Here is a 17,083-nt window from a genome sequence, read left to right as displayed (position 1 = left end):
GTGTCACATGAATCACACATTTAAATGGCAAGGTCGCCATGATGGCGAAGGTGAAGCACACCAACGTATTCACCATATTATGAATAAAACCCAACATGCCGAATTTGCGCTGATTGGTTTTAGCTCTGATGAAGGCGTGAAACGTAATAAAGGTCGAGTCGGTGCTGCCGATGCGCCAGATGCAATCCGTAACCAGCTTGCCAATTTACCTATTCATCGTCCAGTCAGTATTGTCGATTTGGGCACAGTGACCTGTGAATATGACAATTTAGAGCAAGCCCAAACAGAGTTGGCGGAGCAAGTCGCAACTAGCCTACAAAATGGTTTAAAGCCGATTGTATTGGGCGGTGGACATGAAGTTGCATTTGGTAGCTTTAGCGGTTTATTCCAATATGTACAAGCCCACGCGCCAGATAAAAAAATAGGCATTATTAACTTCGATGCCCATTTTGATTTGCGTGAAGCAGATCATGCCACCTCTGGTACACCTTTCTTACAGGCAGCTCGACTTTCAGAACAACATCAAAAACAGTTTAATTATTTATGTATTGGGGTCGCCAACCATGCCAATACTAAAGTTTTGTTTGATACAGCCGATGCTCTAAATTGCTCATATTTACGTGATCATGAGGTTAATATTTTTAACCTGAACAACGTACTTGCAGCGGTTGATGCTTTTATTGAAAAAGTAGACTGCTTGTACGTTACGATTGATTTAGATGTATTTGCTGCTGCGGTAGCACCTGGGGTGAGCGCACCTGCTGTAAAAGGAATTGATTTAGCCACTTTTGAAGCAATTTTTAAGCATATTCAAGAGACTGGAAAAATCAAACTTCTAGATATTGCCGAGTGCAATCCAAAATTTGATTTAGACAATAGAACAGCAAAACTGGCTGCTTATATTGTTTATCAATATTTGTTTAATCAATAAGTTAATGAATATATTTTTAAATCAGGTCTTCAGTTAAGGCCTGATTTAAAAGGGCACTAAAAATATAATATAATAATGAAAAATATAGTTTCTTTTAGAATTTTAAATTGGAAAAATAATGAATCAGAAGAATAGCCCGATTGGAATGATTGATTCTGGTTTAGGTGGACTGTCTCTCTTTAAGCATATTCGGCAGGCCCTTCCGAATGAAGATATTATCTATTTCGCTGACTCAAAATATGTCCCTTATGGAGACAAAGAAAGTGACTGGATTGTTTCAAGGACTACGCACTTAATTGCAAATCTAGTGGATCATGGCAAATGTAAAGCGATAGTGATTGCGTGTAACACCATGACGGCTGTAGCGATTGAAACAATCAGAGCGCAAATGAATGTGCCGCTTATTGCAATAGAACCAGCGGTAAAACCGGCAGTGACAATAACACAAAGCAAGCATATTGCTGTCTTGGCAACCGCAACTACGGTTAAGGGAAAAAATCTCAAGAATTTAATCGAAACTTACGCACAAAATATCAAAGTGTCTTTAGTGCCTTGTATTGGTCTGGCCGAAAAAATAGAAAATGGCAAAGCACACACGGCGGAAGTTAAAGACTATTTAAACAATATTTTAGCGCCGCTAGTCGAGCAAAAAGTTGATACGATTATTTTAGGTTGTACACACTATCCATTTGTATCAAATACTATTCAGGATATTGTGGGTCATGATATTCAAATTATTGAGCCTTCCGAAGCTGTAACAGCACAATTAATTCGGCAGCTCAATCAATACAATTTAAGCTCTGAACGTCCAAATGAGGGGAATCATATTATCTGGACCAGTTCAGACCCGTTGAAAGTCGCTGATGTTACTTTTTCGTTATTAGGTACGCATTTACCTGTAGAAACTACTGGATTTTAAAGCCAAGAAAAACGCCTAATCCTGTAAAAATGAGTCCACCCTTAATGGATATAGATTTTTTGATTTCGTAAATTTTTGACTGCTGTCATTGGCTAAAACACAAACAACATCAGTAGATTCGGCTGAGATTTTTACGATATTACAGACAATATTTCGTTATTAGGTGTGAACCTGTTATATGAAATGCTTTGTGTTTTATTCAATGTGAAACTCAAAAGCAGTCAATAAATTTAGTTTGATTTTAAAAAAAGCTCGAAATGATTTCGGGCTTTTTTTATTTAATGTCATGCAGTCATAAGCCTGAAATAAGCATCCTTAAACAAATAAAATAAAGGTTAAGTAAATTTTAATATTTTGTTTTATATGGTTATTTTAAAAATTTACGCAACATTTACGTTACTTCATGGCATGCCTCATTTATCTTGAGTTCATTCAAATGAATAGGGTTTAGATAATGAGTAGCTTACTCACGATACAAGATAAACAACACAGTTCAAGAATAAATATCCCCCTTGATCCTTCAACTTTGGATTTAGATGAAATATTGTTTTTAGATGAAGTAGAGAACTATTTCACTCGATATCCCAATACCAAGCACATTGATATTTGTCTGCATGACATTAATGGCCATATGCGCGGTAAACGTATCGATGTCAGCAGTCTTAGAAAACTGAGTAAAGGGTGTTATTTTCCGCTCTCAATTTATGCGATGAGCCTAGATGGGGAGGTGATAGAAGAAACTGGATTGGGAAAACAAATTGGTGAGCCAGATTATTTTTGTAAACCAGTATTAGGAAGTTTACAGCCTTGTCCGTTAGAGCCTGAATTGAATGCTCAATTATTATTAAGTATGAAAGAAGGGGACGCCGATTGCGAATATGAGCCACGAAATATTTTAAAGAACATATTGGCACAACTCGAAAAGCAGCATTTATATCCATGTATGGCTGCGGAATTAGAATTTTACCTATCCGATCTGAATGCAAATGCAAGGACTATGGTATCTAGCCAATGTTTTGATGTTCAGGCACCTAATAGCTATCAACAAGTTCTCGATGAAGTTGAATATATTGCTGCTTTGCAAGGCATAAACATTACGGGCATTGTGGCGGAATCATCTGCTGGGCAATATGAAATTAATATTCAGCATATGGATGATATTCTTAAATTATGCGACCAAATTATGCTTTTAAAGCGCACGATCAAACAAGTGGCTTTAAAAAATGGATTAAGGGCCAGTTTCTTAGCAAAACCTGATCTTCATAAAGCAGGGAGTGGTATGCACTTTCATATGAGCCTTTTAGATCGAGCTAAACGGAATGTGTTTCGTATGCAGCCAAATGAATCGGTATCTTCTGAATTATTAAAAGTGATTAGCGGGCTGATTCTACTTTTACCACCAAGCATGGCGATACTTGCACCCAATATCAATTCTTTTCGACGCTTCCAGAAAGGAAACCATGTGCCTTTAGAGGCAAACTGGGGACTGAATAACCGCAATGTCGCGATTCGGATTCCATGTTCAGATGCTGAAAATAGCCGATTAGAATATCGTGTGGCAGGCGCAGACTGTAATCCATATTTGACCACTGCCATGATGTTGATTGGCACATTACATGGTTTGACCCATCGTTTAGCGCTCCCTACAGCAACGAATCAAATGAGTGATCCTGCTGAACGTGTCTTTTTAGCTACAAATCAGTTGGATGCTTTAGCTTTGTTTAAAGAAAACCATATTTTACAGACGTATTTGGGTAAGCGTTTTATGGAACTTTGGTGTGCGGTCAAACGTGCAGAACATCAGCATGTGTATAGTCAAATTACCGCGATAGAACAAATGTGGAATATTTAAAACTGCAATATAGCCGCATCAATAAAGTCGAATCGTCTGATAGGGAATTGACTCGCATGATTCTCAACTGTCCCTGAAATATAATTTTCAAAATGTCGATGCAGAATTATGAATGCGTAAATATCGTGCATTCTCTAAGTATAAAAAACGATTGATATGGTGATAAAAGAACAAGGTATTCCAAAAATGAACTGAATAGCACTTTGATTCAATATTAGATATGGTTGATTAAGGAATAGTTTTTAACAGTATTTCGAATTTTAGGCAGGGTAATTGATTCAAGTATTACATCTATGTTAGTTTTCCGCGTTCATCATTTTAGACGGAATAGGGTTGAGAGCATCTTTCGTGCTCGCTTTAATAGCGATGTGGATACATGTTGCAGTTTTTTTGCAGCCCCTGTTACCTGAGAAGTTTCAAATTGCTCAGGTCTGTATCACTATTGCTGAATTAGCAGTTCAGACGAAAGAAACTCAGCAGACCAGTCATCATTCACATGCTGAATCTGTGCATGATCTGCAAAACATGCAGCACTCAGATTCTCAGCACAAACATTCTGTTGATCATCACTGTATTTTCTGTACGGTGTATGGGCATTTAGTGGCTCATTTGAATCTTGGTATCCAAGAAGTCTTTACGCGTATGCAAGTTCGCATGCTTGCATTCCAAAAAGCATTTAAGCATGTCTTTTTTGTTTTACAGCGACTATTTCTCACGCCTCAAGGGCGAGCCCCACCTTTATTTGCCTAAATTTCACAACATTTTAGTCAGAGAACTTTTCTAAGCATGGAAAGTTCTTAGGGAATTTTACGCATTAAAGGAATTGAAATGTCTCAATTCAAGTTAAATCCGTTCCTTAAAGGGAATGGCGTGATGGTTTCGTCACATGTTCAAACACAGATTAACCCTCGAATTTTTAAAGTTTTATGTAGTGTAATGCTCGGTGTGATATCTGGGTTGAATGCTCAAACCAGTCATGCAGCAGAAGTTGAAGCAAAAACAGAAGCAACCCAGTTGTCGACCATTACTTTAACGGCTGAAAAGCAGGATGAAAGACACACCTCATCTCAGGCGATGACCCAGTTTAATCATGACTTATTAGACGTTCCATTTACAAAGTCCCATGTTTCCAATGAGGATATTCAAAATCATCATGTTCAGCGGATCAGTGATGCCTTGTCATTGGTCAATGGTGTGGTTTATCAAGACAGTTATGGCGGTGGTTTTTGGGATAATTATTCTTTTCGAGGATTTAGCACAGACCCGAATATGGGCACCATCTACATGCGCAATGGTTTAAGTTCGGTGAGCGGTATTCATACACCTCGAGATATGGTGAATATCCAAGCGATTGATTTCCTAAAAGGCCCGATGGCAGCGATGTATGGGCAAGGCGCAATTGGTGGGATTATGAATATCACCACCAAACAGCCCGAATGGGAATCTATAAATAGCCTAAGTCTAAGTGGTAGTACCTTTGAAGAATATCGTGCTGCATTGGATACCACAGGTGCAATGAATCAGGATGTGGCTTATCGACTGGGATTGGCTTATGAAAATAATCAGAGCTTTCGAGATCAGGTGGATAATCAACATTATTATATTGCGCCGCAACTGGCTTGGAAGCTTTCAGCGCAAACCCAGTTGAATTTGGATACCGAGTTTGCTCAATCGAAAGGGGTATTCGACCGAGGTATTCCAATGGTTAATGGGCAATTGAAGCTGAACAAAAAAACATTTTTAGGCGAACCCAGCGACGGCGATATTGAAATTCAAGATCAAATGGTTCAACTGCGTTTGAATCATGCATTTAATGATGATTGGAACAACACGACAGCTCTTACTTATAGTCATGGTGAGCGAGCGGGTACGTCGACTGAAATTGCATCATTTAAGAAGGATGATCCTGCTATAGTAGAGCGTTTCCGTCGTTCACGCCAATTTGAAACAGACACTACTCAATTTCAGTCCATATTACGTGGTAAAGTAGACACAGGTACTATAAGTCATGAACTGGTTGCAAATTTCGAAGCAAGCCATTACACGATTGATCAACTTCAAAGAAGAAGTACTAAAGGTGATTTAAGTGAGATTAATATTTATGTTCCAGTATATGGTCAAAATATTCTGCCTTTAACTCGTGTTACTAAAGAAACTTTTGAGACTCAAAATATTATTGGAGTCAATTTACAAGATCAAATCTTCTTAAACGATCAATGGAATATTCTGGTTGGTGGTCGATACAATTATTTGGATCAAAAAATTGATGACTATACCGATCCAAAAACATCTAAATCAGCTCAACAAAATTTCACACCATTTACTCCGCGTGCAGGAATCAATTATCAGCCAACTGAGAAACTGTCTTTCTATACGAATTGGGGTAAAGCATTTGAATTGAATACAGGATTAAATAAAAACAATGACTTGTATGATCCTGAGAAAACTGAAAGTTGGGAAGTCGGTGCAAAATATCAATTTCGAGCAAAAAGCTGGTTGGGACTCACTTATTTTGATCTAGATAAACAGCATCTTTTAACCGAAGGGATTAGTGATAGTTACGTCGATAGTGGACGCGTGCAAAGCCACGGGGTTGAATTTGAATTACAACACCAGTTCACAGATCATCTGCGTTTAAATGCAAATTATACGTTTACGGATGCATCTATAGTTGAGAGTGAGGTTGAGGCAAAAGGGGCAAGATTAAAGAATATCCCGAAGCATACGGCAAATTTGAGTGCAAATTACCAATTCAACCTTGCAGGATATGAGGCAGGTTTGATTGGTCATGTGAATTATTATGGCAAGCGCAGCGCAAACTATATTGATAACGGTACGAGCTTACCTGATTTTACGGTTGTAAACGTGGGTGCGTATGCACAACTTCGTCCTGATTTACGCGTGCAATTGAATATCGATAACCTCTTCGATCAAGATTATTACGTTGCAAGCTATACCAATAATTGGGTTCAACCTGGTGAACCACTTAAGGCAACCGCTACCTTGAACTGGACATTCTAAATGAAAAAAACATTACTGTGTTCATTCGTTTTTGCCAGTGTATGTTTGGGCTGTAGCCAGTCAAAACAAGCTGAACATTCAACCAGTGAAACTGAAAAATCGATAAAAGTTGTAGATCCGCAATTGCAACTGTGGGTGGGGCAATACCGAGGCATTACGCCATGCGTGACTTGTCCTACATTCTGTGATGGCTGTGAAGGATCCACAATTGACCTGAAATTAAATCAGGATCAAAGCTTTGAATTGGTGCGGACAGCCAATAGCGGCAACAAGAAGTCTGAAACTTTTAATGGGAAGTTTGCATTTAATGATGATGGAAAGCTCCAGATTCAACTTCATGGTGTGAAAGAGCGCAACCTCATCGTATGGGGGCAAAATTATGTGGAAGTTATTGACCCTAATTCGGGTCGACCATTTGATGCATTTGAAGATTTTCAGTTAGAGAAATTGAGTTAGGCATATTGTCATCAAAATTGTGATGCCAAGCTTACATGGATCGAATTAACCGAAAGATAGACTTTTGATATTTCCTTGAAAATTCAGGGGAATATCACGATGTTTCATGAATACATGATTCATCTGCACAGTGAATGCTATACATATTGTTTGGACGTGTTTTTTGAAAAACCTAACAATTGAATATAGTGCATATTTAAAATGTACGGGCTTATGGGGAAAAATGCATAAATCTCAAGATAGCATTTCCACTTTGAGCCAGAAATCTGTAAAATCTACGCGCATTCGTTAAGCCGTTTTTTAATCAGCTCCAAGCCTTTGGCTGATTCTTTTTGCAAACCAATTTCTTCATTGCATTCTGCTTTTAATTCAATATTTTCGACGCTTATCTGTCTGGTGTAGGCATATAAGCATCATTAGGTGCCAACATGGAAATTAAAGTCAATTATCTCGATAATCTTCGACTCGAAGCTAAATTTGATGACTTTACTGTAATTGCTGACCAACCTATTCGCTACAAAGGCGATGGTTCAGCCCCAGGACCATTCGACTATTTCTTAGCCTCTTCAGCGATGTGTGCCGCTTACTTTGTTAAGGTCTATTGCCTTGCACGTAACATTCCAACCGATAACATCCGCTTATCACAAAATAATATTGTTGATCCTGAAGACCGTTATAAACAGATTTTTAAAATCCAAGTTGAGCTGCCAGCCGATATTTCAGAAAAAGACCGCCAAGGGATTTTACGTTCGATTGACCGCTGTACAGTAAAGAAAGTGATTCAAACAGGACCTGATTTTGTCATTGAAGAAGTTGAAAGTATTGATGCAGATGCACAAGCGCTTTTAATGCCGAATCTGGCGTCTGAGCACTTGACTCATATCACAGGCAAGGACTTACCTTTAGAGGAAACTATTGCCAATATGTCTGGGTTATTGGCAAACTTAGGCATGAAAATTGAAATTGCGTCTTGGCGCAATATTGTACCTAATGTGTGGTCGTTGCATATTCGTGATGCGCATTCTCCAATGTGTTTCTCTAATGGTAAAGGTGCAACTAAAGAAAGTGCTTTAGCTTCAGCCTTGGGCGAGTTTATTGAACGTCTGAACTGTAATTTGTTCTATAACGATCAATTCTGGGGTGAAGAAATTGCCAATGCCGAATTTGTACATTATCCAGATGAAAAATGGTTCCAACCTGGGCCAAATGGTGAATTACCACCAGAGATTCTGGATGAGTATTGCAAAGCAATTTATGATCCTGAAAATGAACTTTTAGGCACGCATTTATATGACACCAACTCGGGTAATGTTGAGCGTGGTATTTGTTCATTGCCTTATGTACGTCAGTCCGATGGTGAAGTGGTGTACTTCCCAACCAATTTGATTGAAAACTTATATTTAAGTAATGGTATGAGTGCAGGTAATACATTAGCCGAAGCACAAGTCCAGTGTTTATCTGAAATTTTTGAACGTGCGGTGAAGCGTGAAATCATTGAAGGTGAAATTGCACTCCCAGACGTACCAGCGGATGTACTGGCGCAATATCCAAGCATCATTGAAGGGATTAAAAGCTTAGAAGAGCAAGGTTTCCCTATTTTAGTGAAAGATGCATCATTGGGCGGAAAGTACCCAGTGATGTGTGTCACCTTAATGAATCCACGGACTGGTGGCGTATTTGCTTCGTTTGGTGCGCATCCAAATATGCAAGTGGCGATTGAACGTAGCTTAACGGAATTAATGCAAGGTCGTAGTTTTGAAGGACTAAATGATTTACCACGTCCAACCTTTAGTTCGCAGGCAGTCACAGAGCCGAACAACTTCGTAGAACACTTTATCGATTCGAGTGGCTTGGTGTCTTGGCGTTTCTTTAGTGCGAAATCGGATTATGATTTTGTCGATTGGGATTTTAGTGCTGAAGGACATGCGAAAAATATCGATGAAGCCAAAATCTTGTTTGATATCCTAAAAGATATGGGCAAAGAAGTTTATATGGCTGTTTATGAGCATTTAGGTGCTACAGCTTGCCGTATTTTAGTGCCTGGCTATTCAGAAGTGTATTTGGTTGAAGACTTAATTTGGGACAATACCAATAAGGCGTTGTGGTTCCGTGAAGACACGCTGAATTTACACCGTTTAGATGATGAGCAGCTTGAAGCCTTGGTTGAACGCTTAGAAGAAAGCGAGTTGGATGACTACACCGACATCAAAACCCTGATTGGCATTGAGTTTGATGACAATACGGTTTGGGGACAACTCACGATACTTGAACTCAAGCTGATGATTTATTTGGCTTTACAGCAATTTGAAGAAGCCAAAGATCTGGTTGAAACTTTCTTGCAATACAACACCAATACGGTTGAACGCGGTTTATTCTACCAATGTTTAAATGTCGTGTTAGAAGTTGAACTGGATGATGAAATGGAACTTGAAGATTATGAAGTCAATTTCCGTCGTATGTTTGGTGATGAACACATGGATGCAGCAGTGGGTTCAGTCGATGGTAGCGTTCGATTCTATGGTTTAACGCCAACCAGTATGAAACTTGAAGGGTTAGATCGTCATCAACGTTTACTTGATAGTTATCAGAAATTACATGCTGCACGTGCCAAATATTCGAATCTTGCCAAAGCTGAATTGTTGGTCTAATTGATTTAATTCAGTTGCAGTAAACCTAATAATTTTAGTCATACCTCTTGAAAAAGGGGTGTGACTTTTTCTTGCTATCATAATTAAAAACTGTCTTATTTAAGCACCAAGATTTATATATTAATGACTGACTTTTAAACGCAATATATAAAAAATTATTCAAAATTTGGGGCTATTTTGAGTTTTTAAAAACCATAATTTTCTAAGTGATTCATGTCGGAAGTCCTCCTTATGAGCAAAGCCAAATGGAGGGTAACTTTTTCTATGTGTCTTCAATATTGCTTTTTAGATCAAAAAAAGAACAATTGAAAGTTGAATTGTGTATTAAAAAATCAGAACTTTATCTCCTTTGTTTTTATAAAATTTATATGAGTTTTTGAAATTTAGTTAAAATATGTTTTTGAAAAATATATAAAAATAAATCTATTTAATTTTATTGTTGCTGATATTTAAAGTTTAATCTTGCCTCTAATCTCGTTAAATTTTTAACACTATTTATTAAATAAATGTTCACTATAATTTATTTGTATTTTATTATTTTGCGATACATTTTGATACAACTCTAAGCGCAACGGAACGCTAGAAAATTATTTGATGATTATGAATCAGACGTTTCCTAACCATCAAACAATTGGAGAAACAACAATGCAACTGGAAAACAAAAATTGTAAGACACGCATCGTAATTGTCGGTGGTGGAGCTGGCGGGCTTGAACTCGCTACGCGTTTGGGGAATCGTTTAGGCAAAAAAAATAAAGCCGAAATTATCTTGGTCGATGCAACTTTAACCCACATTTGGAAACCGCTTTTACATGAAGTGGCTTCAGGAACGTTGAATTCACATGATGATGAATTGAATTACTTTGCCCATGCCAATAAAAATCATTTTGAGTTCTTTTTGGGGAAAATGATCAATATTGATCGTACCGAAAAAAAGATTCAACTTGCAGAATTAAGTTCTCATCAAGGTGAGCAAATTGCACCATCTCGTTCTATTGCTTACGATATTTTAGTTGTTTCAGTAGGATCGACTTCAAACGACTTTAATACTGAGGGTGCAAAAGCACATTGTGTGTGTCTGGATTCACGTGCTCAGGCAGATTATTTGCAGAAAGAGTTTTTAAATCTATATCTCCAAGCTCAAGCCAATACCCTAATTGAAGATACGCAGCACAGCTTACTCAATATTGCGATCATTGGTGCGGGTGCGACAGGGGTTGAATTGGCAGCGGAATTGCATTTTGCAGCGCATCAATTTTGCAAATATGGTTTAGACAGTATTCAACCAGACAATGTGTGTATTACCTTAATTGAGGCGGCAGATCGAGTATTGCCAGCGCTGAATTCTAAAATATCAAGTTTGGCAGAAGCCGAATTAGTCAACATGGGTATTCAGGTCAGAACCAAAAGTCGAGTACAAAAAATTGATGAAACACACATTTATTTTGATGATGGAACTCAATTAGCTGCTGACTTAAAAGTTTGGTCTGCGGGAATTAAAGCCCCAGATTTTCTCAATAATATTGCCGAATTAGAAACCAATCGTATTAATCAACTCATTGTTAAATCGACCTTGCAAACGACACGAGATGATTCTATTTTTGCGATGGGGGATTGTGCGAGTTATACACCAGAAGGCAAGGAGCGTCCTTTAGCACCGCGTGCTCAAGTCGCCAATCAACAGGCAATTTTTTTGGAAAAAGCCTTGGTAGCTTATATCGCAGCTCAGCCACTTCCAGAATTTGTCTTTAAGGATAAAGGCTCACTCGTGTCTTTAAGTGACCGTAATAGTGTTGGACATGTCATGGGCAATATCAATATTGAAGGCTTTGTTGCTCGTTTAATGTATATGTCACTGTATCGATTTCATCAAATTGCATTGCACGGGCTATTTAAAACCAGCATTTTGATGTTAAAGGATGTGTTATCTAAGTCGGCTAGACCGCAATTAAAAATGCATTGATATTTCATAGAAAAATTTAGTCTATTGATATAAATCGGTATAAATAGCCAGCTCAAATTTGAGCTGATTGTTACTCAGTTATTGGGCTAATGATCAGGTTAAATTTGAGTTTTTTTACGCAAATTTACTCCCAATTAAAAAAATATTGTGCGTGGTTTAATTCAATAATTCCATGTTTTATATCGTCTAGGGACACATAAGAATTTCAAGTTTTGATCTCAACTGAATAGCCATCTATTAAAACCCTCACTCAAGCAGTGTCGTAAAATGCTAAGTGAATGTCGTCTTATGTGAAGTGGTGCAGCTCTATTCAAGGAGCGTATGCTGAAATAACAGTAAGTTAGTTATATACCTGTTATGAATGGCAGAGGTTCGTGAAATTGTTATATTGAAAGTCGTATGTATCGTAGAGGCAACGGGCTTAGCAAGTCTTGTTAAGTACAACAAAGCATTAAACTATTGCACAACATCTTCTATTGTCATTATTAAATTTTGTATTGAGAAACACATCTTATTGATGATATCTGGAATAGGATATACATCACTATAAATGATGGTGTAATTAATAGTAATTATCATTTACATTTTAAATTGATCAGTATATCTTATGCCTCACACTATTTTTACTTAATAGATAGAAGTGATAACGATGAAATCAATTACGGATAAGATCGCTTTACAACATTTAATTAATTCATATCTACAAGAAACAGGAAATGGACATTTGATTCCTGTGACCGAGCAATCACAACATTTACGTGAGCAGGGTCAGAGCAAGGTTTTGGTGTGTATTCCTTTGGATAGCATTGCTGGATATGTTTATGCACCGCTTGAATATATGAGTAAAGTGGGTCGGCATCGTTTGGCTGATTTACCATGGGTTGAGCAAGACAATCAAATTTTAAAAATTAGTGCTGTAAATTTGGCTGCCAATTTATTAGAAAATCTAACCCTAAAAGAAAATGAAAAGGCGTTAGATACCTCTTCTTTATTGGAGTGCTGGATTCAAAGCCGTCGGGCATTACAACAGTTTTTAACTCATCGAAAAGATCAAATGGATGAAGTCATTGCGCCGAAGCAAAACTTTGTTCAAAGTGAGCAAGCACTTGTCCTTGGACATAGTATGCATCCCTCACCAAAGAGCCGTCAGGGTTTTGTACAAGATGATTGGAAGCGTTATTCGCCAGAAACTCAGACCGCCTTCAAAATGCATTTTTTATATGTGCATCCAGATTATGTCATTCATGATAATGCGCATAATTTATCGATTCCAAGTCAATTAAAACAAGATTTAGCAGCATACTTTAATACTTATCATCATGAAAAAATGGCGCAGCATCCTGATTACGCGTTGCTGCCGTTGCATCCATGGCAGGCCAGATATTTAAAAGATAAAGATTGGTATCAACAGCTTTTACATGAAGGGAAATTAATTGATTTTGGTGCTTTGGGTTGGGATGTTAAGGCGACGACATCAGTGCGAACTTTATATAGTGAGCAAGCACCTTGGATGTTTAAGGCTTCAATGACTGTGGCTGTGACCAATTCGATTCGTGTGAATCTCTATAAAGAGTGCCATCGCGGTTTATTGAGCTACCAATTATGGAATGATGACTGTCTTTCAGATTTTAGACAGCGTAATCCACGATTACAAACCATCAGCGACCCCGCTTGGATTGCATTAAAAGTGAATGGTCAAGTTCTGGATGAAACCATTTGTATTCTACGGGAAAATCCGTTCAAGCAAAGTGATGATGTAACCTGTATTGCTTCGTTGTGCCAAGATCATCCGTTTGAATCTAAAAATCGTTTTAGTCAAATTTTTGCTGAAGTTTCAACGCAGACTGGACTGAGTCAAACAGATGTGGCTTTACAGTGGTTCGAGCGCTTTTTAGAAATTACAATTTTACCCCTTATGGAGTTGTATCACGAGTTTGGTATGGCATTTGAAGCTCATCAGCAAAATACACTGATTGAACTTGAAGATGGAATGCCAAAAAATGTTTGGTTTAGAGACAATCAAGGTTTTTATTATATTCAAGAGTTAGCCAACGAAATTTTGGCACGTTTTCCGACCTTGGCGACAGAGGGTCAGGCAGTTTGCCCACAGGCTTTAGTGGATGAGCGTTTCCGATATTACTTTATTGGAAATACCTTATTTGGTTTGATTAATGCAATTGGCATAACGGGGGTAGTTCAAGAACAGCAACTGATTGAAAAATTACAATCTTATTTAACTCAAGCGTATCAAAAATATCCTGAAAGCCAACTGCTCAAGACAGTTTTACATCAAAGTACATTCCCTTATAAGGGCAATTTGATGACGCGCTTGTATGAACTAGATGAACTACAAGCCGATATTTCTCAACAGTCGATTTATGTCAATTTAAAAAACCCACTGTATGTTGCGCAAACTGTAGTGGAGACTGAACATGCTTGATTTTATCGGTATTGGTTTAGGGCCATTTAATTTAAGTTTGGCTGCATTGCTCAATCAACATGCTTCACTCAAATATCAATTTGTGGATAAGCGGCATGAGTTTGACTGGCATGCAGGAATACAGTTGCCGAATGCGATGATGCAAGTTCCCTTCATGGCAGACTTGGTCAGTTTGGTCGAACCGACCAGCCCCTATAGTTTTCTGAATTATTTAAAAGCCCATCAGCGTTTATATAAGTTTTATTTTCGGGAAAATATGTATATTCCACGGCAAGAATATAATCACTATTGCCAGTGGGTGGTCAAACAATTACGTAATTTACAGTTTGCAAGCCGCGTAACAGACATCGCACCTATTTCAGGTGGTTTTCAGGTGATTACTGAGTATAAAGGTCGTCTGTCGGTTCAACAAACCCAAAAGTTGGTCTTAGGTACAGGCACTATACCTAAGTTACCGCAACCGCTACAGCGGGTGGCTGAGCAGACACAGCAGTGTATACATTCATCAAATTATATCGATCAGTGTAAGGATCATTTATCAGGAAATGTAGTCCTGATTGGTTCAGGTCAGTCTGCCGCTGAGATATTCATAGATTTATTTGATAAGCAAATACATCCTGAAACGGGTCAATCACGATTTCATTTATATTGGCTGACGCGTTCGGCTGGGTTTTTCCCGATGGAAAATACGCCACTCGGTTTGGAAAGTTTTAGCCCAGACTATATGTCGTATTTTTATCACTTGCCTAAAAAACTCAAAGATACTTTACCTGTGACACAGGCAAATTTATATAAAGGCATTAGTGCTAAAACCATTCGTGATATTTATGAGCGCTTATATCAGCGTAGCATTGGAGATGCAGAGATACATGTCACGATTGCAGGACATCATCAGCTTGAAAATGCTGAAATAATCAACGGAAAAAGTGTTCAACTGAAATTTTTCCAAACCCAGAAACAGCAAGTTTTAAACCTTCAAGCCAGCATGGTGATTGCGGCAACAGGTTATCAATATCCTTCGTTAGACTTTTTAACTAAGTTGAGTCGTGATATTCCCCTAGATGGACAACATCATTGGGAGATCAATGAACACCATCAACTGAACTATCAAGGTGAAGGCAAAATTTATATTCAGAATACTGATTTGCGACATCATGGCGTGGGTACACCTGACCTAGGATTAGGGGCTTTTCGTTCTGCAAAAATTGCCAATCAGATTTTGGGTGAGTCTTATTTTAATATCGAAGGGCGACAAAGTTTTCAGGATTTTCACTACCAAGAATCTGATCGTCCATTTGCGAAGAGTGCGATATCTAAAACCCATGCTCGTACGGATGTGATGTCATCGCAGATTTCAAGAAAAGCTGCGGATCACTACCCTGAATATTTGATGAAGTAGGGCTGGGAATAGGCATGGCTGAAATGTCAAAGTTAGATTCTCTCGCGACTTCTGATGCTTTGGTGTCGCAACGTTGCGTTATGCTCTCAGTGATGCTGGGTACAGGTACAGTAAGTATTAATAACAGTAGTTTTAATCCTGCTATTCCTCAACTGATGCAAGATTTCCAAATTGCTGAAGCAACAGTAAGTTGGGTCATGGTGATTTTCCTTTTGACCATGAGTCTAAGCTTGCTGCTGACTGGTTTTCTCAGTCAGCGTTGGGGCAAGCGTCGTGTGTATTTAGCCGCATTAAGTCTTTTTATGTTGAGCTCGATGTTCGGGGCTTTCGCTTCGCAATTTGAGACCGTGTTAACGGTTCGAGCCTTACAAGGATTTGCCAGTGGGCTGATGATTCCTTTGTCATTGGGAATTATTTTTTCAGTTACGCCGAAAGAACAGAGGGGTGCAGCAACGGGGCTATGGGGAGCAATGATTATGCTGACCTTAGCCTGCGGTCCAATGTTAGGTGCCTTGATGCTCGCTGTGTCCAGTTGGCATGCCTTATTTTTATTAAATGTACCATTGGCAATCATTGCTTTAATCATGGGGTGGTTTTATCTGCCTCGGCAACTCGCCATTCAAAATTTAAAATTTGACTGGCTTGGTTTCGGATTACTGTCAATTTTCATTATTTGCTTCGTGTTGGCCTTAAGTCTCATTCAACAATTGCAGGATGTCTATCAGCCCACGTTCTGGTGGTTATTGGGACTGAGTGGTTTTGCAGGGTTTGGATTTTTTTGGGCTAGCCGAAAAAAGCCAGATGCCATTATTACTTGGTCTTTATTTCAAAGTCGTGAGTTTAATTACAGTTTGATGTTATCGGTTGTGCATACCATCGGCTTATTTTTGAGCTTATTTTTGATTCCTTTACTCATTCAAAATAGTTTGCAGTTAAGTCCACTTTGGTCAGGGCTATTACTCATGAGTAGTGCCTTAACCACCAGCTTGTGTAGTAAACGTGCTGGTCGCTATTTAGATCAGCATGGGGCAAAACGGCTGTTAAGTGTGGGTATCGTGCTGACCGCAATATCCTTTGTCGGCTTAGGGTTGGCAGCTAATCACTCTATCGTTTTATTAATGCTCTGCATGGTGATGCATGGTTTGGGATTTGGCTTGTCTTATATGCCTGCGACCACAGCAGGACTGAATCACTTACCCAATCCAGAACTTGTGACACATGGTGCGGCTGTAAATAACTTATTGCGTAGGCTTTGCGCTGCAATTGCGGTTGTGATTGCTGCACTTTATTTGCAAATACAGACGCAAAATTTCTTAGAAAGTCCTGAATTAGCCATTGTACAAAGGCAAGTCATTCAAGAGCTATTTTTCTTCTGCGCCTGCATAACGCTCTTGGCCCTGCCTTTTGCATGGAAGTTTCCACATCAAAAACAGCAACACATACACATTTAAAATT

Annotated in this window: 11 protein-coding genes and 1 pseudogene; 11 read left to right on the top strand and 1 reads right to left on the bottom strand. The window is 38.5% G+C overall.

The window, feature by feature from the left end; genetic code table 11:
* The first annotated feature begins 7 nt into the window (after positions 1–7).
* Positions 8–931: a formimidoylglutamase gene (gene hutG / locus DCO44_RS13885; protein WP_116762898.1), complete on the top strand. Its 924-nt coding sequence runs from the start codon at positions 8–10 to the stop codon at positions 929–931.
* A 118-nt stretch (positions 932–1,049) separates the two neighbouring features.
* Positions 1,050–1,850, top strand: a complete 801-nt coding sequence (gene murI / locus DCO44_RS13880) for a glutamate racemase (RefSeq protein ID WP_116762884.1) — start codon at positions 1,050–1,052, stop codon at positions 1,848–1,850.
* On the opposite strand, the pseudogene DCO44_RS13875 reads toward murI, so the two are convergent.
* Positions 1,837–1,961, bottom strand: a pseudogene (locus tag DCO44_RS13875) (LysE family translocator); the annotation flags it as partial. The gene murI and the pseudogene DCO44_RS13875 overlap by 14 nt on opposite strands.
* A gap of 343 nt (positions 1,962–2,304) precedes the next feature.
* Between DCO44_RS13875 and DCO44_RS13870 the strand changes: the two are divergent.
* From DCO44_RS13870 to DCO44_RS13830, 9 genes are all read left to right on the top strand, one after another.
* Entirely contained in the window at positions 2,305–3,702 is a 1,398-nt protein-coding gene (locus DCO44_RS13870) for a glutamine synthetase family protein (protein WP_116762882.1), read from the top strand.
* Between the two features lie 348 nt (positions 3,703–4,050).
* Positions 4,051–4,452: a DUF2946 domain-containing protein gene (locus DCO44_RS13865; RefSeq protein WP_323581843.1), complete on the top strand. Its 402-nt coding sequence runs from the start codon at positions 4,051–4,053 to the stop codon at positions 4,450–4,452.
* A 78-nt stretch (positions 4,453–4,530) separates the two neighbouring features.
* Positions 4,531–6,723, top strand: a complete 2,193-nt coding sequence (locus DCO44_RS13860) for a TonB-dependent receptor (RefSeq protein ID WP_116762878.1) — start codon at positions 4,531–4,533, stop codon at positions 6,721–6,723.
* Positions 6,724–7,179: a copper resistance protein NlpE N-terminal domain-containing protein gene (locus DCO44_RS13855; RefSeq protein WP_116762876.1), complete on the top strand. Its 456-nt coding sequence runs from the start codon at positions 6,724–6,726 to the stop codon at positions 7,177–7,179. It abuts the gene before it with no gap.
* A 428-nt stretch (positions 7,180–7,607) separates the two neighbouring features.
* Positions 7,608–9,827: an OsmC domain/YcaO domain-containing protein gene (locus DCO44_RS13850; protein ID WP_116762874.1), complete on the top strand. Its 2,220-nt coding sequence runs from the start codon at positions 7,608–7,610 to the stop codon at positions 9,825–9,827.
* A gap of 645 nt (positions 9,828–10,472) precedes the next feature.
* Positions 10,473–11,789, top strand: coding sequence for an NAD(P)/FAD-dependent oxidoreductase (locus tag DCO44_RS13845; RefSeq protein WP_116762872.1), 1,317 nt, complete (start codon positions 10,473–10,475; stop codon positions 11,787–11,789).
* 649 nt (positions 11,790–12,438) lie between these two features.
* A complete protein-coding gene (locus DCO44_RS13840) occupies positions 12,439–14,229 on the top strand; it encodes an IucA/IucC family protein (RefSeq protein WP_116762870.1) in 1,791 nt (596 codons plus the stop codon).
* Positions 14,222–15,628, top strand: a complete 1,407-nt coding sequence (locus DCO44_RS13835) for a lysine N(6)-hydroxylase/L-ornithine N(5)-oxygenase family protein (RefSeq protein WP_116762868.1) — start codon at positions 14,222–14,224, stop codon at positions 15,626–15,628. The genes DCO44_RS13840 and DCO44_RS13835 overlap by 8 nt, the downstream gene beginning before the upstream one ends.
* Positions 15,629–15,642: 14 nt before the next feature.
* A complete protein-coding gene (locus DCO44_RS13830) occupies positions 15,643–17,079 on the top strand; it encodes a DHA2 family efflux MFS transporter permease subunit (protein ID WP_116762866.1) in 1,437 nt (478 codons plus the stop codon).
* Positions 17,080–17,083 lie beyond the last annotated feature (4 nt).

The sequence above is a fragment of the Acinetobacter sp. AM genome, assembly GCF_003105055.1.
Taxonomy (GTDB): Bacteria; Pseudomonadota; Gammaproteobacteria; order Pseudomonadales; family Moraxellaceae; genus Acinetobacter; species Acinetobacter tibetensis.
The sequence above is the reverse complement of the archived record's forward strand: the minus strand, read 5'-3'. Positions and strand labels throughout refer to the sequence as shown.